The 21,008-nt window shown below is 39.6% G+C and carries 23 protein-coding genes; 16 read left to right on the top strand and 7 right to left on the bottom strand.

From position 1 onward, the window contains the following. Positions 1–32: 32 nt before the first annotated feature. A complete protein-coding gene (locus HPC67_RS01820) occupies positions 33–1,550 on the bottom strand; it encodes a glycine betaine uptake BCCT transporter (RefSeq protein ID WP_217585728.1) in 1,518 nt (505 codons plus the stop codon). 203 nt (positions 1,551–1,753) lie between these two features. Here HPC67_RS01820 and HPC67_RS01815 point away from each other — a divergent pair, with 203 nt between their 5' ends. The 4 genes from HPC67_RS01815 (at position 1,754) to HPC67_RS01800 (ending at position 4,292) form a co-directional block, all read left to right on the top strand. Further along, positions 1,754–2,626 (top strand): polysaccharide deacetylase family protein, encoded by an 873-nt coding sequence (locus HPC67_RS01815; RefSeq protein ID WP_217585727.1) that lies wholly within the window; start codon positions 1,754–1,756, stop codon positions 2,624–2,626. Positions 2,627–2,797: 171 nt separating this feature from the next. Then, the gene (locus HPC67_RS01810) at positions 2,798–2,905 is read left to right on the top strand and encodes a GapA-binding peptide SR1P (RefSeq protein WP_217585726.1); all 108 of its coding nucleotides are present in this window, start codon (positions 2,798–2,800) and stop codon (positions 2,903–2,905) included. Positions 2,906–3,063: 158 nt separating this feature from the next. Then, on the top strand, positions 3,064–4,029 hold the full coding sequence (locus HPC67_RS01805; RefSeq protein ID WP_217585725.1) for an NAD(P)H-dependent flavin oxidoreductase: 966 nt from the start codon (positions 3,064–3,066) through the stop codon (positions 4,027–4,029). After that, positions 4,026–4,292, top strand: a complete 267-nt coding sequence (locus HPC67_RS01800) for a UPF0223 family protein (protein WP_217585724.1) — start codon at positions 4,026–4,028, stop codon at positions 4,290–4,292. Before HPC67_RS01805 ends, HPC67_RS01800 begins: the two co-directional genes overlap by 4 nt. An 18-nt stretch (positions 4,293–4,310) precedes the next feature. Here the strand turns inward: HPC67_RS01800 and HPC67_RS01795 are convergent, their stop codons facing one another. Beyond that, a complete protein-coding gene (locus HPC67_RS01795; protein ID WP_217585723.1) occupies positions 4,311–4,931 on the bottom strand; it encodes a YktB family protein in 621 nt (206 codons plus the stop codon). Positions 4,932–5,177: 246 nt separating this feature from the next. Here HPC67_RS01795 and HPC67_RS01790 point away from each other — a divergent pair, with 246 nt between their 5' ends. Further along, positions 5,178–5,369, top strand: coding sequence for a hypothetical protein (locus HPC67_RS01790; protein WP_217585722.1), 192 nt, complete (start codon positions 5,178–5,180; stop codon positions 5,367–5,369). A 137-nt stretch (positions 5,370–5,506) separates the two neighbouring features. Continuing rightward, positions 5,507–6,307 (top strand): inositol monophosphatase family protein, encoded by an 801-nt coding sequence (locus tag HPC67_RS01785; protein ID WP_217585721.1) that lies wholly within the window; start codon positions 5,507–5,509, stop codon positions 6,305–6,307. 55 nt (positions 6,308–6,362) lie between these two features. Here the strand turns inward: HPC67_RS01785 and HPC67_RS01780 are convergent, their stop codons facing one another. Beyond that, entirely contained in the window at positions 6,363–6,539 is a 177-nt protein-coding gene (locus HPC67_RS01780; RefSeq protein ID WP_217585720.1) for a DUF5325 family protein, read from the bottom strand. Positions 6,540–6,669: 130 nt separating this feature from the next. Between HPC67_RS01780 and HPC67_RS01775 the strand changes: the two genes are divergently transcribed. Further along, positions 6,670–6,981: a YlaH-like family protein gene (locus tag HPC67_RS01775; RefSeq protein WP_217585719.1), complete on the top strand. Its 312-nt coding sequence runs from the start codon at positions 6,670–6,672 to the stop codon at positions 6,979–6,981. A 102-nt stretch (positions 6,982–7,083) separates the two neighbouring features. Here HPC67_RS01775 and HPC67_RS01770 read toward each other — a convergent pair whose 3' ends face one another. After that, positions 7,084–7,287: a YlaI family protein gene (locus tag HPC67_RS01770; RefSeq protein ID WP_217585718.1), complete on the bottom strand. Its 204-nt coding sequence runs from the start codon at positions 7,285–7,287 to the stop codon at positions 7,084–7,086. 131 nt (positions 7,288–7,418) lie between these two features. Between HPC67_RS01770 and HPC67_RS01765 the strand changes: the two genes are divergently transcribed. After that, positions 7,419–7,658 carry a hypothetical protein gene (locus HPC67_RS01765; protein ID WP_217585717.1) on the top strand — a complete coding sequence of 80 codons (240 nt, stop codon included), beginning with the start codon at positions 7,419–7,421 and terminating at the stop codon, positions 7,656–7,658. 58 nt (positions 7,659–7,716) lie between these two features. Here the strand turns inward: HPC67_RS01765 and HPC67_RS01760 are convergent, their stop codons facing one another. Together HPC67_RS01760 and HPC67_RS01755 are read right to left on the bottom strand one after the other, a co-directional pair. After that, positions 7,717–8,319, bottom strand: a complete 603-nt coding sequence (locus tag HPC67_RS01760) for a YhcN/YlaJ family sporulation lipoprotein (RefSeq protein ID WP_217585716.1) — start codon at positions 8,317–8,319, stop codon at positions 7,717–7,719. Positions 8,320–8,538: 219 nt separating this feature from the next. Then, positions 8,539–9,027, bottom strand: coding sequence for a hypothetical protein (locus HPC67_RS01755; protein ID WP_217585715.1), 489 nt, complete (start codon positions 9,025–9,027; stop codon positions 8,539–8,541). Positions 9,028–9,257: 230 nt separating this feature from the next. Here HPC67_RS01755 and HPC67_RS01750 point away from each other — a divergent pair, with 230 nt between their 5' ends. The 3 genes from HPC67_RS01750 to pyc all read left to right on the top strand — a co-directional run bounded on the left by HPC67_RS01750 (position 9,258) and on the right by pyc (position 14,402). Next, positions 9,258–9,530: an Fpa/YlaN family protein gene (locus tag HPC67_RS01750; protein WP_425514297.1), complete on the top strand. Its 273-nt coding sequence runs from the start codon at positions 9,258–9,260 to the stop codon at positions 9,528–9,530. A gap of 259 nt (positions 9,531–9,789) precedes the next feature. Next, complete coding sequence (locus tag HPC67_RS01745; protein ID WP_217585714.1) at positions 9,790–10,971, top strand: FtsW/RodA/SpoVE family cell cycle protein; 1,182 nt, start codon at positions 9,790–9,792, stop codon at positions 10,969–10,971. After that, on the top strand, positions 10,959–14,402 hold the full coding sequence (gene pyc / locus HPC67_RS01740) for a pyruvate carboxylase (protein WP_217585713.1): 3,444 nt from the start codon (positions 10,959–10,961) through the stop codon (positions 14,400–14,402). The genes HPC67_RS01745 and pyc overlap by 13 nt, the downstream gene beginning before the upstream one ends. Positions 14,403–14,479: 77 nt before the next feature. Here pyc and HPC67_RS01735 read toward each other — a convergent pair whose 3' ends face one another. Then, entirely contained in the window at positions 14,480–15,436 is a 957-nt protein-coding gene (locus HPC67_RS01735; protein WP_217585712.1) for a COX15/CtaA family protein, read from the bottom strand. Between the two features lie 595 nt (positions 15,437–16,031). Between HPC67_RS01735 and cyoE the strand changes: the two genes are divergently transcribed. The 5 genes from cyoE to ctaF are packed head-to-tail and all read left to right on the top strand — an operon-like array spanning position 16,032 to position 20,944. Then, positions 16,032–16,976 carry a heme o synthase gene (cyoE, locus tag HPC67_RS01730; protein WP_343327788.1) on the top strand — a complete coding sequence of 315 codons (945 nt, stop codon included), beginning with the start codon at positions 16,032–16,034 and terminating at the stop codon, positions 16,974–16,976. Positions 16,977–17,029: 53 nt separating this feature from the next. Continuing rightward, positions 17,030–18,088 carry a cytochrome c oxidase subunit II gene (coxB, locus tag HPC67_RS01725; RefSeq protein WP_217585711.1) on the top strand — a complete coding sequence of 353 codons (1,059 nt, stop codon included), beginning with the start codon at positions 17,030–17,032 and terminating at the stop codon, positions 18,086–18,088. Between the two features lie 54 nt (positions 18,089–18,142). Continuing rightward, positions 18,143–19,996: a cytochrome c oxidase subunit I gene (gene ctaD / locus HPC67_RS01720; RefSeq protein ID WP_217585710.1), complete on the top strand. Its 1,854-nt coding sequence runs from the start codon at positions 18,143–18,145 to the stop codon at positions 19,994–19,996. After that, positions 19,997–20,620: a cytochrome (ubi)quinol oxidase subunit III gene (locus tag HPC67_RS01715; protein WP_217585709.1), complete on the top strand. Its 624-nt coding sequence runs from the start codon at positions 19,997–19,999 to the stop codon at positions 20,618–20,620. A gap of 3 nt (positions 20,621–20,623) precedes the next feature. Continuing rightward, on the top strand, positions 20,624–20,944 hold the full coding sequence (ctaF, locus tag HPC67_RS01710) for a cytochrome c oxidase subunit IVB (RefSeq protein ID WP_217585708.1): 321 nt from the start codon (positions 20,624–20,626) through the stop codon (positions 20,942–20,944). The last annotated feature ends 64 nt before the right edge of the window (positions 20,945–21,008 follow it).

Genomic DNA, 21,008 nt, shown 5'->3' with positions numbered 1-21,008 from the left:
GTACGTTCACTCAAATGTACCACGGTTTTTTCTTATTTCTTTTTTGCTGCTAACGTTTTCGCTTCAATCTTAAACGATTTAATAAGCGAAATGACGATGAGAATCATAATAATCGCAAACGGAAATGCGACGATAATTGAAGCGGTCTGTAAGGCACCAAGCCCTCCTTGCCATAACAAAACGGCTGCTGCTCCTGACTGAATGATTCCCCAGAAAAACTTCACACTGTTTGGTGGGTAAAGGCTTCCACCTGTTGTTTGCATCCCAAGGACAAAAGTAGCTGAATCTGCCGATGTAATAAAAAAGGTGCTAATTAGTAAAATCGCTAACACGGACATAAATGAACCGAATGGAAAATGTTCTAGCATCGCAAATAGGGCGATTTCTGTTCCCATATCTTCTACATAATGGATGATGTTCACACCTTCAAAATATTCAAGATGAATTGCTGAACCACCAAAAATTGCAAACCACAATGCGCCAAATATGGTAGGGACAACTAGGACGCCAAGAACAAATTCTCGAATCGTACGCCCTCTTGACACTCTAGCTATAAATGTTCCAACAAATGGTGCCCATGCAATCCACCAGGCCCAATAAAAGAGTGTCCAGCCACCGAGCCATTCGCTTGATTCACTAAATGGTGTCATTCTAAAGCTCATTGATGGTAAGTTTTGCACATAGCTGCCAAACGTCGTTGTGAATAAGTCGAGAATAAACTTTGTCGGGCCAGCAAACAGCAAGAACAACGATAACAATATTGCCAGGATAATGTTTGTATTGCTTAAAATCTTAATACCCTTATTCAGTCCAGACATGGCGGATATCATAAACAAGACGGTAACGATTGCAATGATGATAAGCTGTAAGCTCGTACCTTGCTCTAAACCAAATACAAATGATAAGCCACCACTAATTTGGATGGCGCCAAATCCGAGAGACGTCGCAACTCCGAATACGGTTGCGAAAACGACGATAAAATCAATTAATGTACCGAACCATCCTTTTGTATAATCACCGAATAATGGTTCAAGAATCGCACTAACTACACCAGGTGCTTGTTTGCGAAATTTAAAATATGCAAGCGCTAATGCGATTGTTGCGTATACCGCCCACGGGTGGAGCCCCCAATGAAAGAAGCTATATTGTAACGCGGTTTTTGCAGCTTCTTTTGTTTCAGCATCTCCATAAGGTGGGTTATGAAAATGGCTTAATGGCTCAGCAGCACCCCAAAAGACGAGTCCGATCCCCATGCCGGCACTAAACAACATCGCAAACCAAGTTAAATAAGAATACTCTGGCTCATCACCAGGCCTTCCAAGCTTTATGCCGCCGTACTTTGAAAAAATTAAATAAATCGCAAACACTAAAAATACAGATGCGCTAATTAAATAAAACCAACCAAATTGGTCCACTAAAAAACCTTGTATAACACCTGTAACGAGATCAAGGTTCGCATGAGGCAATACATTTTTAGGTATGACACCCCAAATAATAAATAATAACGCAACGATTGCTGAAATATAAAAAACCTTTGTCACTTTTTTCACTACTAAAATCCTTTCTCTCTGTTCTTCTCCGTTGTGTTTAATATGACCAATTTATTATTTTAACATGCCCTTAAACCCTACACTATGATTTTACTCAATGAAAAAATAAACTGTATTCTTTATAACCGCGTTTAAATCTTTCATAGCCAAAGTAATGGTCATTTTGTATAATGAGACTGTAGAAAACTTCAGGGGGTCAGACAATGAAAAAAACAATTTTGTTAGTCATCATGTTGATTATGATGCTAGCAGCGTGTTCCACCACTCAAAATGATCAAAATGATCAAGGTGAGGGACAAGCAGATAACGACGTTGACACAGAAGAGAATGAAGATAATGCCGAGGCATCAAATGATGATTCAACAAATGAACTGGATGAAGAAAAAAGTGATGAAGCACAAACTGAAGATGAGGAATTAGTTACGGAGGATGAGGTTGAGCCATTATATGAGGTTTCGCAATCAACATGGCATGTCGTTCCTACGAATGAATCAGCTAATGAAAAGGTCGTGCTTTTGACGATAGATGATGCCCCTGATCAATACGCGCTTGAAATGGCGCGCACTTTAAAGGAACTTGATGCGGGCGCGATATTTTTTGTGAACGGTCATTTTATGGAAACTGAAGAAAAGAAAGCGATCGTTAAGCAACTATATGACATGGGCTTTTTAATTGGGAATCACACGTATAGCCATTCGTCACTCCCTGATTTGTCAACTGAAGAACAAAAAGAGGAGATCGTCCGAGTTAATGATATGGTAGAGGAAATAACAGGTGAGCGGCCGGCATTTTTCAGAGCGCCTTTTGGAGCCAACACGGACTATACAAAAGAAGTTGCAAAGCAAGAAAAAATGGTGCTTATGAATTGGGTATATGGTTATGATTGGGAGAAGCAATATAGAACGCCAGAAGCACTGACTGACATAATGGTCAATACAGATCTTTTAGGAAATGGTGCGAATTTACTCATGCACGATCGTGAATGGACAAGTGCTGCACTTGGTCAAATTGTTACAGGTCTTCGCGACAAAGGATATGAAATTGTAAAACCAGAATTGATTAAAACCATACAGTAAATGGCTACCAATGAGCTGTCTTCGCTAATGAAGATAGCTTATTGTTTTTTTTATGTCTAAATAAGCTTTCACCCTTAATTAGGTCACATCATATAGATATATTGTGTTATACTATTTTAAGTGTTATTATTAATGTGTTATCGATCATTGTAATTCTAAGGGGGGAAAATCATGGGGACGATTGTTTGTAAGGATTGTCAGTCGATAATTGAACATTATAATGATGAAAAAGTGACAACACTGTATGGTACGTGCCCGACCTGTTGTACACCAAAGTAATACAAAGGTCGCATGAACACTGTGAATTGTAGAAATATAATAGTAGATGACATAAGCCGTTCTCTTGAACGGCTTATTTTCATGAATCAATAGATGGTATGTGAGGATACATGGTAATATTGATACAATAAAACAAAGGGAATGGGAGGTTTATAATTATGAACTGGGAAACACGACTAACCAAGTTGTTAAACATTAAATATCCTATTATTCAAGGTGGCCTTGCTTATTTAGCATATGCCGATCTAGCTGCTGCGGTATCAAATGCGGGTGGTTTAGGACAAATTACAGCTATGAGTTTACAAAATCCCGATGAATTGAGGCGAGAGATTAAACGAATTAAACAGATGACAGATCAACCATTTGGTGTGAACTTTGCGATCGGTCAGCACGGTAGGCCTTATGAAGATATGGTACATGTTGCGGTGTCAGAATGTGTCCCTGTTATTTCCGTAACTGGTGGAAATCCAAAAGGTGTACTTGACATTGTGAAAGATCATCCTATAAAGATACTTGTGCTCGTTGCGGCACGAAAACAAGCTGTCAAAGCTGAAGCGCTAGGAGCAGATGCTGTCATGGTCGTTGGGCAAGAGGGTGGTGGTCATTTAGGTCGCAATGACACAGGCACATTTGTTTTAACACCCCAAGTTGTAGATGCTTTAAAGATTCCTGTTGTGGCTTCGGGGGGAATTGTTGATGGTCGTGGTCTTATGGCAGCGTTAGCACTTGGCGCAGAAGGCGTGGAGATGGGGACGCGATTTATTGCGACAGAAGAATGTCAATCTGCCCATGAACTTTATAAACAAGCACTTGTAAATGCGGATGAAAATGCCACAGTCGTTATCAAACGATCACTCGGTACACCCGCTCGCGCACTTAAAAATAAATGGACGGATCATATTTTAGAATTAGAAGCACAGCAACTGGGATATGAAGCCTTGAAAGATTATATTAATGGCCGTGCCAATCAAAGGTACATAAATGAAGGGTATATTGAAGAAGGCTTTGCTTGGGCTGGACAAGGTGTCGCACGCATAAACGACATTCCGAGTGTCCATACTTTAATTCAAAATATGATAACCGAGGCTGAAGGAATTAGACGAAAATGGGAGGACTTAGGTTGAACTATACTTATCCAATTGATGACACGTGGACCACTGAGGAAGTTGTCGATGTGATCGCATTTTACACATTAGTTGAAAAGGCTTATGAAAAAAAAGTTGATCGACAAAGCATTTTAGATGCCTATCGAACATTTAAAAATATTGTACCGTCTAAAAGTGAGGAAAAACAGCATTTTAAAGTATTTGAACAAGCATCAGGCTACTCCAGTTATCATGTAGTTAAAAAAGCAAGAGAGGCTACAAATGATATGATTCAGATGTAGCCTAAGCCGATTTACGGGTTATAATGATCTTGCATGCATCGCTAATTGATAGAACGGAATTAATTGATCAAACGTATCTTTTACGGTAGACATAAATTGTTCAGGATCATGAACGCGTGGGTCGTCAGCTAGTAAGTGGCGTCCAATCAGAAATTCTGCTTTTTTCACATCACGAAATCGCTCTAAATGTGATTGATCCAGTTGCGCAATCGGAAAGGCGTCTTTTTTCATATGGTCAAGAGACGCAACGAAATCTGTCGGTAATTGTTTAAGATCATCCATTTTGTTTAAATAAGCCGAGGCAATGTCTTTTTTGCCGTCGAGTTCATAAATAAGTGCTAGCCAAATAAAGACATGGGAATCAAACAAGCCAACTTGAAAGTGTGGATGTTTTTTATAGCCTCGCTTATTGTCAGCAATTGCTAGCCATGTATCATTTGGAGGATTGACTGATCGTCTCGCGTGCTTGGCGATGTGGAGATGCATTTCGTTACCGAGCCTGGCTGCGAGATGATCGGTTAGGTCTGTGCCGATTTCTTGAAATTTAGGTTGAATATTTTGTTGTATGGCTTCCATACGTGCTTGGAGCCCGTCAATTTTAAATGTCGCAAAATCTTGTGTCGTAAAGTATTGAACCATATTACATACACCTCATTATTAGAATAAGTATTGAAATATAATTACATTAATTATTGCGGATAACACGACCTTGCGTCAAGCAGACACACTTTCACAACGACAGTAAGTAGAACGGGAAAAAGTGCGGAATATAAAATTTGAGCCTATTAATATGACGTTTTAGCCCCTCAAATAAAGAAAAGTCCGAACGTATTTTGAGTCATGACATATATATAATTAAAGTGATTTCAAGGGGTGCAAGATGTCATGAAGTTTGTAATGGAAGCGATTCGTAAACAGGAGTTAGAGGAGAAACGTCCGGTTATCCGGCTTGAAATTGATTATGAGCTGGCAACGCTCCATGACGCCTTGATTTTAAATGATCGCGTTCAAATTATAAAATCAAAAGAGCGTCTAGAGTTGTTACGTAGACAATGGTTGGGTATGAATGAAACATAGCACATTGAATGTCCCTCTATATGAACGATATATAGGGGGCTTTTCGTGCTTGTATGTTTTCTGTTCCTTTGTGCATCATGACGGTTGAACAGAAATCTGTTAACATATATATCATAAAAAGGGAGGCGTAACAATTGATGGAAGCCATTAACCGCCATGCGATAAAATGGATCTATGAAGCAGGACAAGTTATACGTGAAGCGATGAGTCAACCGCTGACAATTGATACAAAATCCAATCGAAATGATCTCGTAACATCAATGGATCGAAATATTGAACAATTTTTTGCGGAAAGAATTAGAGCGACCTATTCGGATCATTTGATTTATGGTGAAGAGGGATACGGTGATGAAGTTACCTCTCTTCAAGGAATTGTCTGGTTGATTGATCCAATAGACGGCACAATGAACTTTGTCCATCAAAAGCAACATTTTTGCATTTCCATTGGCATATATAAAGATGGGATAGGTGAGATCGGTTTAATTTATGATGTGGTGGCAGATATACTTTATAAGGCGATGAGAGGTAAAGGTGCTTACAAAAATGATAAACGTCTTCCTAACTTAACAAAAGAACAAGCTCTGGAAGACAGCTTAATCGGTATGAATCATCATTGGTTATGTGACAATCGCATCGCTGATAAAGCCGCCATGCAACAGCTCGTTAAAACTGTGCGAGGAACGCGTACATACGGGTCTGCTGCGCTAGAGTTTGCTTATGTTTCAGAGGGCATACTTGATGGGTATATGGCGTTAGGCTTATCAGGATGGGACGTGGCAGCTGGCATGGTACTCGTTTCTGAAGTAGGGGGTATGACGACTGATATAGATGGGTCTACGGTTGATTTGTTATCAAAAAATGCCATACTCGTCTGTAACAGTGCGGTTCGTACAAGATTAATGGAAGAATTTATTAAGCCTGGGAGGAAGATGGAATAGATCACGATAGGCATCCTAAATGCTGAATACAATCTCTGTTTAGGATGCCTGTTGTCTATTCTGTTTGTTTGTTGCGTTTGAGTGAAAGGCCGAATGCCATTAAGGAAAAACCGAGGATTACAAACAAAGCAATTAACCACATGTTTCGATAAGCGATGGCAACCCCTACGAGTGTAAACATTGTAATGACGAGTATTGCTAACAAAAGCATCGGTAAGTTTATCTTCTTCATATAAAACACCCCTATTTGTCTATTATTTAGTACATACAAAGATTACAAGCGGAATACATGCAATAATATGGCAACTCATTCCAAAATCTAGTATGATAGCATGTGAGTCTATTAGTGATGGAGGCGAAAAATGAATTCAGAGTTCAGTTTTTTATTCAACTACATATATGACAATTTCGGTGTAGAATATATTTGGGAAATTTTTTATGTGTTAAATCTCATTTTTGGTATTATTTCTTACAAGCTTGGCTTCGCGCGAAAGCTTACATTTCTTAAATCGCTGTTCGTGTATATCATGTTGGCGATTGGTACGATTGTGATGACGTTTTTCAGTGTGTTGTTTAGGATGCCAATGACTGAGTCACTGATCATCATCGCACTTGTTATGGGTATTTATAGGTTCCGGTTGTACAGGGAGCGTTCGAAACGAAACAGTGGTTAAAACGCGTTGTATATGGATAGTCATGGCAGTTACCATGTCTATCCATTTTTTTATTTATTGCAAATTAAAGGGTTGTAAAACGCCCGCTAATTGATTTTTACTTTATATAAATTCATCTTGTTGTTCTTTTCCATCATAAAATCGGAAACGTCCGGTTTCCTGTCGTTTAATGGTCTTTTTAGCGATCCTGTCGTCGCACGCTTGACATAAATACATATGAATTCGTCTATTTCGTAATTTTTTTGCTTGCGGTGAATCATCTTTTAGCGATTCAACCTTTTCACAAATGACACATTTAACCTTCATGTTCTCACCTCATTTTTCACGCTTCCATGTCTATCTAAACTGAGCATATGTGCATATGTCCTATGTTTTAATATAGAATAAACAGGGTAACATGTCTGTATTATCATACCGTAATTTGAAAGGGTGTTTCAATGAAAAAGACATATTTTATAGCAATAGGGGCAAGTGTGTCAGCTGCTGCGCTTGCAGGTGCGATGATGTCACGGACAAAACAGGATCATAAACGTTCCATTGCGTCCAACATTCAAGAAGCAGGGATGCCTGATCAAACAGAACATCGTGATGCTGCCCAGCTAGAAAATGCGAAGATGGTATCAGAGGGCTCGCAGTTTGGTGTCCATTATTTTAATAACGCTCAAGAAGAACAATAAAAATGTTGCCCGTTACATGGGCAACATTTTTTAAGATGTTTTTTACCAATCAATACTTTTAGTCATTTTGTTTATGATCATTTGATTGCTCTTTCTCTATGTTGTCTAGTTTATCTCTTTGATCTTTAGGGATGACATCTTTATTTTGATCAGGATCTGTCGGTCTATTTTGGTTTGGAGGCAGCTCAGGCATATAGCGGCCAACAATAGCCGAAAGCTCATCTATGATGCCTTGTATTGGATAACCTTGGGCAATTTTGTTGCCCATTCTTCTTAACCGTTCAACAATATCGCCATCTGCTATAACGACTGCTGTTTTACCGTATGGGTCATGCTGCAGTGCTTCTGTTACTGAATATTTAATTGTCCCAACTCTCGATCTGTCAAGATCTTTGTCAACATCAATTGCCACAACTGCATATGGGCCAGCGACAATAGCAGCCGCATCTGAGACATTTGGAATGTCACTTGCAACGTGTGACAAATGGTCCGCTATATCTCTATTTGAAGCCCGTTTCTTTTGCTGGTTAGGATTAGAATCTTTAACTTGTACGATTCTGTCATTATTATTGGCTTCTTCTTTTGGGATGGCTTCATCTTCTTGTTGGGAGCAGCCAGCGCCTACAATGATCATAAGTGAAAGCACCATTAAACGTATCATAAAGTCCCTCCTTAAAGGAATATCATATATAAGCTATTTTGATTCTGTTGGACGTATTTATGCAAAAAAAGATCAATTAATAAAAGCTTTTCAAAGCGGGTGTTCGATAAAAGTAATGATTTATTGTGGGTTTGATGTCTATAGATTGTATTATAAGGTGGCTTAAATATAAAAAGCTGCTCCAGCGTCATTCAAGAACGCAAAGCAGCTTTTTCTTATTTATTGAACCTCAATGCATTTCACATGTTTAATGGGTTCATTTTTATTCGAACCGTCTCCATAAATTAAATAAACTGGACCATCCGTTTTAAGTGGCCTTCCATCGACAGCGAACAAAAAATATGAATGACGTATGGTGTCCAGGGGCAGTGTGATTGTTTCATCTTTTAATGTAAGTATGACTTCTGTAGCTTCTGGGTGAGGTGCTGCCGTCGTTAAAAAAGGTTTGATCGGCATGACATATGTACTTTTTAAAATTTTTTCCCGTTCAAACCGTTTTATGCTTCGGTTAACGGGCGGCTTTATCATGTCTCGTCGAAGCTCACGATCCCATCTTTCTGAAGCGTTCTTAATGGGGGCTGTATCATTTACGTTAGCGGGCGTGGTTGAGAAAGCATTGTCGAGCTCAATTTTACGGTCATCAAAAATCCACACAGTAGGATCGAGTGTAATGGGATACGTAACATTTCCTGTAATTGGAACAATCATAATACTTTTACCACCTTTATCTTTATATGTCACAAGAATAGCAAAGATGAGGTGTTTTTTCCCAATGAAACGATTTATATTGTTCAGATTGAAATAAATTTGCAATTCTATCCACATAACGATAAAATGATAGGAGAATGCGATTGTTGCGTCAGTTAAAACACGAAATGTGGACATGGACGTTGTCGCAATTAAAGTTATGTTACGGAGGGATGATCTTGATTCCTGAGATGACAATGAATGACCGCGAAAAAGCATACGCTCTTCTAAAGGAAGATGCCGATCATATATTGCGATTAATTGAAGTTCAAATTGAAAATCTGACCATGCCTCAATGTCCACTTTACGAAGAAGTGTTAGATACGCATATGTTCGGTTTATCAAGAGAGATTGATTTTGCTGTCCGTTTGGATTTGATTACAGAGGCAGACGGTAAACTGTTGCTTGAGAATCTTGAACGGAAGCTCAATATCCTGCATGAAGCAGCTCAAAAAACGCCTTAGATTGATAAAGTTGTCGATTTATACTAATAAACTTTGCCCTGTCAATGGCAAGGTTTTTTGTTTTATTTGAATAATAGGTTGATGTTGATTTTAATCGAAAAGCACCACTTAAGGGTCTTAAATTTTCGAAAAACAATGACATGAGTGCTGAAATATGTTTATAATATAGAGGACAACGCCACAGAAAACATTATGTTCACTGCGTTTATTGCGAAAATACGAACCATTAAGAATTTGGCTATATAGGAGACGTCCGGAAATGATACGAAGACTAAAAGACTATGATTTCACACTATTGATTGTTCCTGTACTCCTTGCTTTGTTTGGAGTCGTTATGGTCTATAGTGCCAGTATGGTAACGGCTGTTGTAGAAGGCTTTGACAGTACCCATTATCTTGTGCGGCAATCTCAATGGTTCGTCCTTGGTTTAGGCTGCTTGATTGCGCTTAGCTTAATCCCTTACCAATTTCTTCAACGATTGGTCAAAATAATTATTATAACCGTTGTTCTCATGCTCATTGCTGTTAAATTGTTTGGGACGACGGTTGGGAATGCACAATCATGGTTTCGAATTGGTTCAATTGGGATACAACCAGCAGAATTTGCGAAGCTTGGCTTAATTATTTATTTATCATCGGTCTATTCCAAAAAACAGGCTTACATTAATGATTTTACAAAAGCTGTATTACCACCACTTGTTATGACAGCATTAATTTTAAGTCTGATTGTCTTACAGCCAGACATTGGTACAGCTTTTATTATATTAATGATCGCAGGATCAGTCATTATGAGCTCAGGTATTCGCACAAAGCACTTACTTTTTCTAATTATGATAGGGGTTATTGTTCTCGCCATTGCTGTTCCAAATATGGTCACAGAAGTCCGTATTAACCGTTTTACAGGTGCTTATCAACCTTTCGAGGCACCAGACTCTTCTGGACATCATTTAATTCAATCTTATTTAGCAATTGGTGTTGGTGGACTAACTGGGGAAGGATTAGGTCAAAGTGTGCAAAAACTAGGCTTCTTATTCGGGGCACACACAGACTTTATTATGTCGGTAATTGCTGAGGAACTTGGATTTATTGGGGTTATTATTGTACTTAGTTTGCTCGCAACGATTGTATTGCGTGGCTTATATATTTCAAATAGGTGTAAGGATAGCTTTGGAGCACTCTTAGCAATTGGGATTTCGTCAATGATCGGAATTCAAGCTTTCATTAATCTGGGGTCTATTAGTGGTATATTACCAATTACAGGTGTAACGCTTCCCTTTGTGAGTTATGGTGGATCATCCTTACTCGTCTTAATGGCGTCTGTCGGGATTTTAAACAATATTGCAAAGCAAGTAAAACAACGAGAACAGGATGATCAACAACAATCGAAACAGGATACAGACCATCATAATACCAATAGAGGAGGAACAAGATGGGTCAATTGAAGCGGATTAACAAGATACTTGTTGCTAATCGGGGGGAAATTGCAATTCGTGTTTTCCGGGCTTGTACGGAATTAAACATTCGTACAGTAGCCATCTATTCAAAAGAGGATACGGGCTCTTATCATCGCTATAAAGCAGATGAAGCATATTTAATCGGTGAAGGAAAAAAACCGATTGATGCGTATTTAGATATGGATGGCATTATAGAATTGGCTAGAGAAGTTGGCGCTGATGCAATCCATCCTGGATATGGGTTTCTATCAGAAAACATCCAATTTGCCCGCCGTTGTGAAGAAGCTGGTATTATTTTTATTGGACCTACGAGCACGCATTTGGACATGTTTGGTGATAAAGTAAGAGCGCGAACACAAGCTTTAAAAGCAGGTCTCGATGTTATCCCTGGTAGTGATGGTCCGGTAACAACTGTAGAAGAAATTGAAGCATTTGGAGATACACACGGTTTTCCGATCATTATTAAAGCCTCTCTCGGAGGTGGCGGTCGCGGCATGCGGATTGTACGTAACCGTGAAAATATAACAGAGGCTTTTACACGTGCAAAGTCGGAGGCGCGCGCTTCATTCGGCAACGAAGAGGTGTATTTAGAAAAGCTTATTGAAAACCCTAAACATATCGAGGTTCAAATCCTTGGCGATCAACAAGGACATATTGTTCATTTATTTGATCGCGATTGTTCAGTTCAAAGGCGCCATCAAAAGGTTGTAGAGGTTGCACCTTCACTATCCATATCTGAAGCTGTGCGCGAACGCATTTGTCGAGATGCTGTTAAACTTATGGAAAATGTTCATTATGAGAATGCTGGGACAGTCGAATTTCTTGTGACAGGAGATTCTTACTATTTCATTGAAGTGAATCCCCGTATTCAGGTTGAGCACACAATCACCGAAATGATTACAGGTGTGGATATCGTTCAGTCACAAATTAAAATTGCTCAAGGTCATGGCTTGCATGATGATCCGATAGGCATTCCTGAGCAAGAACATATTGCTACGAATGGGTATGCGATTCAATCGCGTGTAACAACAGAAGACCCTTTGAACAATTTCATGCCGGATACTGGTAAAATTATGGCTTATCGCACAGGTGGAGGCTTTGGAGTTAGACTAGATGCAGGAAATGGTTATCAAGGTGCCGATATTTCGCCACATTATGATTCTTTGCTCGTAAAAGTGTCCACGTGGGCACTCACTTTTGAACAAGCTGCATCCAAAATGGTCAGAAATCTTAAGGAGTTCAGAATAAGGGGCATTAAGACGAATATACGTTTTCTAGAAAATGTGATGACACATCATAAATTTATATCTGGAACGTACACGACGACCTTTATTGATGAATCCCCTGAATTATTCGTTTTTGCCAAACCAAAAGATCGCGGTACGAAAATGCTGTCTTATATTGGGCATACAACAGTAAACGGATTTGAAGGAATTGAGCCGAGAAAGAAGCCTGTATACACTGAACCAACTGTGCCAGTCGTAGATCATCTTAAAGATATCCCTAAAGGGACGAAAAATATTCTTGAAACAAAAGGTCCAGAAGGATTAAGTGCATGGTTGAAATCACAAAATAAAGTGATGCTGACTGATACAACATTTAGAGATGCCCATCAATCTCTTCTTGCCACGCGAGTCCGATCAAAAGATTTAGTTAAAATAGCGGAGCCGACAGCTCGGTTATTACCAGAGTTATTCTCTGTTGAAATGTGGGGCGGTGCAACGTTTGATGTGGCGTATCGATTCTTAAAAGAAGATCCTTGGGAGCGTCTCCTAAAGATTAGAGAAAGAATGCCAAATGTATTATTGCAAATGCTCTTAAGGGCAAGTAATGCAGTAGGCTATAAAAACTATCCAGATAACGTGATTTCTGCATTTGTTGAAAACAGCTCTAAAGCGGGAATTGACGTGTTTCGAATATTTGACAGCTTGAATTGGCTTGATGGAATGATACCGGCAATCGAGGCAGTAGCAGAAAATGATAAAGTTGCTGAGGCTGCTATTTGTTATACGGGAGATTTGTTAGACAAAGGCCGCCAGAAATATGATTTGAGCTATTATAAAAACCTTGCTAAAGAATTAGAAATGTCAGGTGCACATATCCTAGCTATTAAGGATATGGCCGGCTTATTAAAACCAGAAGCGGCTTATCAATTAATTACAACATTAAAAGAAACGGTAGATTTACCACTTCATTTGCATTCTCACGACACGAGTGGTAATGGCATATACATGTATGCCAGAGCAATCGATGCCGGTGTTGATGTCGTCGATGTAGCTTGTGACCCATTTAGTGGTATGACATCTCAGCCAAGTGCACAGGCGCTCTTTCATGCACTTGATGGGACAAGTCGCCAGCCTAACATTAATGTTAAGCATTATGATCAGCTATCACAATATTGGACTGGTGTCCGCAGCTATTATGAAGAATTTGAAAGCGGTATGAATGCGCCTCATACCCAAGTTTATCAGCACGAAATGCCTGGAGGGCAATATAGTAACCTACAACAACAGGCAAAAGGCGTAGGTCTTGGCGACCGCTGGGAAGAGGTTAAGCAAATGTTTCGTCGTGTTAACTTCTTATTTGGTGACATTGTCAAAGTAACGCCTTCTTCAAAGATCGTTGGTGATATGGCGTTGTTCATGGTGCAAAATAACTTAACAGAGGACGACATTTATGACAGGGGAGAATCGATTGACTTTCCAGAATCCGTTATTGAATTCTTCCAAGGTTATATTGGTCAGCCATATAAAGGGTTTCCTCAAGAGTTGCAACGGATCATTTTAAAAGGGAAAGAACCGATAAAAGGGAGACCTGGTGAATTACTTGATCCGGTAGACTTTAATCAGATGAAAGAAACGCTTTTTAAAACCCTCGGGCGGCAAGTAACGAGCTTCGATCTCGTTGCACATGCACTTTATCCTAAAGTGTATATGGATTATTATAAGTTTTATGAAACGTATGGTGATACTTCGGTACTAGATACGCCGACTTTCTTCTATGGGATGAAGTTAGGAGAAGAACTTGAAATAGAAATTGAACGAGGCAAAACGTTGATCGTAAAGCTCATTTCTATTTCAGAGCCTCGTGCTGATGGTACGCGTCTTGTTTACTTTGAATTAAATGGACAGCCGCGAGAGGTCGTCATTAAGGATGAAAATGTTAAGTCCGAGTTAACAGCACGCGCAAAAGCAGATGAGAGCAATGAAAAACATATTGGGGCAACGATGCCTGGAACAGTTGTGAAAGTCCTTTGTAAGCAGGGCGAACGTGTGAATAAGGGCGATTATTTGCTCATTGCGGAAGCGATGAAAATGGAAACGACGGTTCAGGCACCATTTACAGGGGTTGTAAGAAAAGTTCATGTGAGTAATGGTGATGCCATTGATGTGAAAGATTTGTTAATAGAGTTTGAGTAAGATGAAAAAACAGGCTGCCTGGGAGGTTCCCGGGTAGCCTGTTTGTGTGATGGATGTTCTCAGACAATTATTGCGCGTTATTCGACTTTATTCTGTGGTTGCCCTTGATCATTTGACATCGGCTGATCCATTGCTGCATGTCTCGTTGACAGCATGACGAAATAACTTAATAAAGCAAAGTAGCAGGAAATGACAAGTGCATGCATAAGGGCAATGCCAAGATTAAGCATTGTGAAAATAATCATTGCTCCAAAGAAGACTTGTAGCACGATGAGCCCAAACGCAATGCCCCAACCCCACAACATGACCGGGTTATGTCGGTAGTGTTTGACGACTTTTACAAAAAAGATTAGCGTCCAAATAAATAAAATACCAGCCGCAAACCGATGTCCCATTTGAATCCACTGTCCTAGGTTATAGCTTAATAGATTGAAAGGCGCATCATTTGAACAAAAAGGCCAGTCAGCACAAACTAAGTTCGCATTGGCATGACGAACGAGCGCACCTGTATATACAACAGCGAGTGTGTATAACGTTAAGGCATAAATTTCAACGCGATGCTTCTTTTGGATATACAAGGAGGATGTATCAAACTTTTTGTCAATCTCAAAGATCAGCAACATTAATAAGAAGACTGATGCGAAAGAAATAAGTGAGATGCCAAAATGTAGTGCTAGAATAAAATCAGATTGTCCCCACATAACTGCCGCAGCTCCTATGAGCCCTTGAAGAATCAAAAAGAATAATGATAAAAACGATAGAAATTTAGCCTCGCGTATATGGCCAATGTGCCTCCAAGCCAAAATGGATAATGCCAATACAACGATACCTATAATACTGGAAACGAGTCGGTGGCTTAATTCAATAATGAGTTCAGGTGTAATATTGGTTGGCATAAATTCACCATTACATAATGGCCAGCTTTTCCCGCACCCTGCGCCAGAATCAGTTTTTGTCACTAACGCACCGCCCAATAATATGAATATCATTCCGATAACTGCAATTGTAGATAGTCGTTTTAATCTTCGTATCATTAGTTTGCCTCACTTCACTTTAATGGTATATAACATATGTTTAACTTAGATATGTATCAATTCTGTTTCATTTTAAGGTGGGTTGCCTCTATAAGCAAATGAATCTACTTAAAAAATGACGAATGTCACACAATTGTTATATTAACATGTTTTACCCCTGTTTTCACTATGGATAGATCATAAATCCTTGCATTGTTGTACGGAATTTGCTAGAAATAGTGTAGAGGCTGGTTGTCATCATGTTGGGTACCATGCACTTGAGACGAACTAAAATGGGCGTTCTTTCCAGGTGGCACATGTCTTTGTGACGTTTTTATAGGAGCTTCATGTTTGTGAATGATATGTCGGTTATCTGTCACAAATCAGTCAAAAAAATGTTGCTTAAAGACACTTATTCTTCATCTGTATTGAAAGTTCACAGAAACGTCACAAATAGTCATGGAGTAAAAACATATACACAATAACCAGTATCCGATACATATAATCAGCTTCAAGACAAGAGACAATGACTAATTTTTAACAGGGTAAACAAGATCTAACGTTCGATTAACGCCATCATTGTGCGTGGTGACGTTAAAGGGGGGGATAAAAGCACGTGGGAAAAGTGGGAGTTACGTCATCCTCGCAAGCCTTGGGGACTGTATCGATGCTTAATGAAGACAAATGGGTATGGATGAGGGACTTGAAAGCGCTCTTTAAAATGGGCATTGTGAATGCGAATCTAATGACTGTTTTTGTCGGATTCTGGCTGGCGCACTTTATTACAGAGACACCGTTTCTTGCCAATTGGGATGTGTTGCTTCTAACACTACTAGGCAGTGGACTTGTTATTGCAGGTGGTTGTGTCATGAATAACTGGTTTGATGTTGATATTGATCCAGTTATGGAACGAACACAGTCAAGACCAACAGTTACCGGAAGTATCTCTTTAACTACTGCATTTATTATTGGAATTGTATTTACCGTCGTTGGGATTGGGCTGTTGCTCGTCATCTCTATTACAGCAGCTATTATCGCGTTTATTGGTTGGTTTCTATACGTTGTTCTGTACACGATGTGGTCTAAGCGTCGATACACTCTAAATACGGTTATTGGAAGTGTGTCAGGAGCAATTCCACCACTTATAGGATGGACAGCAGTAGAGCAAAACCTTAGCATCGTCCCTGTAACGTTGTTTCTAATCATGTTTATTTGGCAAATACCGCATTTTTTAGCCTTAGCGATCAAAAAAAATGACGAGTATACAAAAGCGAACATACCAATGCTGCCAACTGTAAAAGGCTTTCAAATGGCTAAAAGGCAAATCGTTATCTATATTATTTGTTTGTTACCGTTGCCGTTTTTTTTAATGCCTCTTGGGAGTACTTTTATGATATTAGCTACACTTTTAAATATTGGCTGGTTATTGATTAGTTTAAAGGGATTTTTCGCAAAAGATGATTTAAAATGGGCGAATCGAGTCTTTATCTATTCACTCAATTACTTAACGGTATTGTTTTTGTTAATGGTGGTATCTACAATTGAATTTCCATTTGGTTAAGAACCAATTATTCATAAAATGGAAGCTATAAAGAGAAAGAGAGGTATACATTCATGAAAGGTTGGATGGGGAAATTTCGCGCACTATTCATACTAGGGGTATTGGCGCTTGTTCTTACAGGCTGCGGTAAAGAAAATCTGACTGCGTTTGTGCCAAAGGGATATGGTGCTGAAAGTTCAATGAAATTAATCATTCTTTCTATTGTCGTAATGACCTTTGTATTTTTGTCAGTTATGATCATTTATACAATCGTGTTGTTTCGCTTTAGAGAAAAGAAAGGTCAAGAGGATTATATACCGAAGCAAGTAGAAGGGAATAAGACACTAGAGACTATTTGGACAGTCATTCCTATTATTCTTGTATTTGTTTTGGCTATTCCGACGGTCATAGCAACTTTTGATCTTGCTGATGTATCAGGTGCTGCTGAAGAAGGTGCCATAAGTGTTGACGTTACGGGTAATCAATATTGGTGGCATTTTGAGTATCAAGGTGAAGAAATTCAAACGAGTCAGGATATGTACATTCCTGTAGGTGAAAAAGTCTATTTGAATATGATTTCATCTGATGTTATTCACTCATTTTGGGTGCCGACAATTGCAGGAAAAATGGATGTAAACGTTGAAAATACGAATCAAATGTACATTGAAGCTTATGAAGAAGGGGTTTACTGGGGGAAATGTGCGGAGCTGTGTGGCCCATCTCACTCATTGATGGACTTTAAAGTGGTTGCAGTCAGTCCAGAAGAATACGAGCAGTGGGTTGCTGACATGCAAAGTGTTGATCCAGAAGAAGAACCACAAGACGCTGTAGCTGTCGAGGGTAAGGAATTATTCGAAGCTAATAATTGTATGACCTGTCACGCTATTGGCTCAACAGGTAGCAATGTCGCACCGAACTTGACGAACTTTGGAAACCGGACAAAAGTTGCTGGATTTATGGAGATGACTCCAGAAAACTTGGCAGATTGGATTCAAGATCCTGAAAAGTTTAAGCCAGGTAATAACATGACCGGCACATATCCTGATGTATCTAAAGAAGATGCAGAAAAGATTGCTGAATACCTCATGCAGTTAAAGCATACGGAAATTACACCGGATGTTGCAGGAAACTAGATTGATAAATAAATAGACATAATGGGTTGGAAGATAGAGAGGGAGGTTAATAAATTGAGTATAGCAGCTACTCAAAAGAGAAGTTTTAGTGCTATATTGTGGGATTACTTAACGACTGTTGATCACAAAAAAGTAGCACATTTATACTTGTTTGGCGGTGGATTCTTTTTCCTGCTTGGCGGACTTGAAGCACTGATTATTAGAATTCAGTTAATCAAACCAATGAACGATTTTATAAGTGCCGGGTTTTATAATGAAATGTTTACAATGCACGGCACAACGATGATATTTTTGGCGGCAATGCCATTGATACTAGCTTTAATGAACGCAGCAATGCCTTTACAAATCGGCGCACGCGATGTCGCATTTCCTTTCTTGAATGCACTCGGTGTATGGTTGTTTATATTTGGAGGCATTTTGCTCAATATGAGCTGGTTCCTAGGAGGCGCCCCGGATGCGGGGTGGACGTCATATGTCCCGCTGGCAACAGATTCAGCAACACACGGTGTTGATTTCTATGTGCTCGGTTTGCAGATTGCAGGTGCAGGGACATTAATGAGTGGTATTAACTTCTTAGCTACAATCATTAATATGCGTGCACCAGGAATGACATACATGCGTATGCCACTCTTTACATGGACAACATTTATTACAAGTGTCCTCATTTTATTTGCGTTTCCAGCTTTGACGATTGGTTTGTTCTTGTTAATGTTTGATCGTATGTTTGGATCAGCATTCTTTAATGCGGCACTTGGTGGAAACGCCATTATTTGGGAGCATTTATTTTGGATTTTCGGTCATCCAGAAGTTTACATTTTGATTTTACCGATTTTCGGTATCTTTAGTGAGATTTTTGCTACATTTTCCAAGAAACGTCTATTCGGTTATACGGCCATGGTATTTGCAACAATGTTGATTGCATTTTTAGGCTTTATGGTCTGGGCGCATCACATGTTTACAGTAGGACTTGGCGCAATGGCGAACTCCATCTTTGCTGTTGCAACGATGGCGATTGCGGTCCCAACTGGAATTAAGATCTTTAACTGGCTTGCCACAATGTGGGGCGGAAGTATCAAGATTAATTCAGCAATGCTATGGTCACTCGGATTCATTCCAACTTTTACAATTGGTGGTATGACCGGGGTCATGCTGGGGTCAGCCGTAGCGGACTATCAGTATCATGATACGTATTTTGTCGTTGCGCATTTCCACTATGTTATTGTTGGTGGAACGGTATTCGGTATTTTTGCCGGCCTTCACTACTGGTGGCCTAAAATGTTTGGACGGATTTTAAATGAAACTTTAGGTAAATGGACGTTCTGGGTATTTTTCTTTGGTTTCCATTTTACTTTCTTTGTTCAGCATTTCTTAGGCTTGATGGGTATGCCACGACGTTATTGGGTATTTCTGAATGATCAAGAGCTTGACTTAGGCAACTTCATCAGTACCATTGGTGCGTTTCTGATGGGTGTCGGTGTCATTATGTTCTTGTGGAACGTTATTGCTACAGCTGTTAAAGGGGAAAAAGCTGAAGCGGATCCATGGGACGGGCGCACGCTTGAGTGGTCAATTCCATCGCCGCCGCCGTTTTATAACTTTAAACAGGTTCCGCTTGTTCGTGGACTCGATGCCTTGTGGATTGAGAAAACAGAAGGTAATAAGCAGATGACACCAGGTGAACCACTAGACGACATCCATATGCCAAATGGTTCAATCCTACCATTTATAATGTCATTAGGGTTTTTCATTGCCGGTATTGGCTTTATCTACCAAGTTGATCATAAGCTTTGGTATATCGTGCTTTACGGTGGCATGGCGCTAGCCCTTGGAACAATGGTTGTTCGTTCTCTGAAGGATGACCTTGGTTTCTATGTTAAGAAAGAAGAGCTGGAAAGGGAGGCTAAATAAATGAGTCACATTCATCCGTTGAATCCTGAAACGATGCCAAATGAACCAGAAAAGGCTACCCTTGAAGGCAAAAACAAATTTCTTGGCCTGTGGTTTTTTCTAGGTGGAGAGACAGTTCTGTTTGCGAGTTTATTCGGGACGTACATTGCATTGCGTAATTCAACAGCAGGGGGACCGACATCGCAAGAAATGTTTGGTCTAGAGCTTGTGTTTATTATGACAATTCTTCTCTTAACCAGCTCTTTAACGAGTGTTTACGCTATGTATCATATGAAAAATCAGGACTTTAAAAAGATGCAGCTTTGGCTTGGTGTAACAGGCTTGTTAGGACTGAGCTTTCTTGGTCTTGAAATTTATGAGTTTGCCCACTATATTACAGATTATGGTTTTACGTTTCGAAGTTCAGCCTTTGGGTCTGCTTTTTATACTTTAGTAGGCTTTCATGGTGGGCACGTAACATTCGGTATTGCGTGGTTAATTACGATTATGATTCGCAATGCCAAGCGCGGACTTAACCTGTACAACGCACCAAAATACTATACGTTCAGTCTATACTGGCATTTCATTGACGTGATTTGGGTATTTGTATTTACGGTCGTTTACTTAATGGGAAAGGTGGCGTAAATAATGGAAAATACCAATTCTGATAAAATACGTGCGTATCAAAAGCAAAAGAATAAGGAAGAGATGCAAAAGCATTTAATCTCTTTTGGCTTAATGATTGTCTTGACAATCATCGCATTCGTCATTGTTGCAACTGGCATTATGGATAAAATGTTTGTCATCCCGGTGCTCGTCATACTGGCAGCCATTCAGGTTGCGTTTCAGTTTTATTACTTCATGCATATGAAGGATAAGGGCCATGAAATGCCGGCTACGATGATATATGGCGGTGTTTGGGGCGCACTTTTAACGCTAGCTGGTCTAGGTGTCATCAGCTGGTGGTAATACAAACAAAAAGGATCGGGTACACCCGATCCTTTTCTCTTGACGCATCTAATATGGAACGTCA

Source organism: Lentibacillus saliphilus (assembly GCF_019093865.1).
Classification (GTDB): domain Bacteria; phylum Bacillota; class Bacilli; order Bacillales; family Amphibacillaceae; genus Lentibacillus_B; species Lentibacillus_B saliphilus.
Note: the sequence above shows the minus strand (reverse complement) of the source record. Positions and strands in the feature narration are given on the sequence as shown.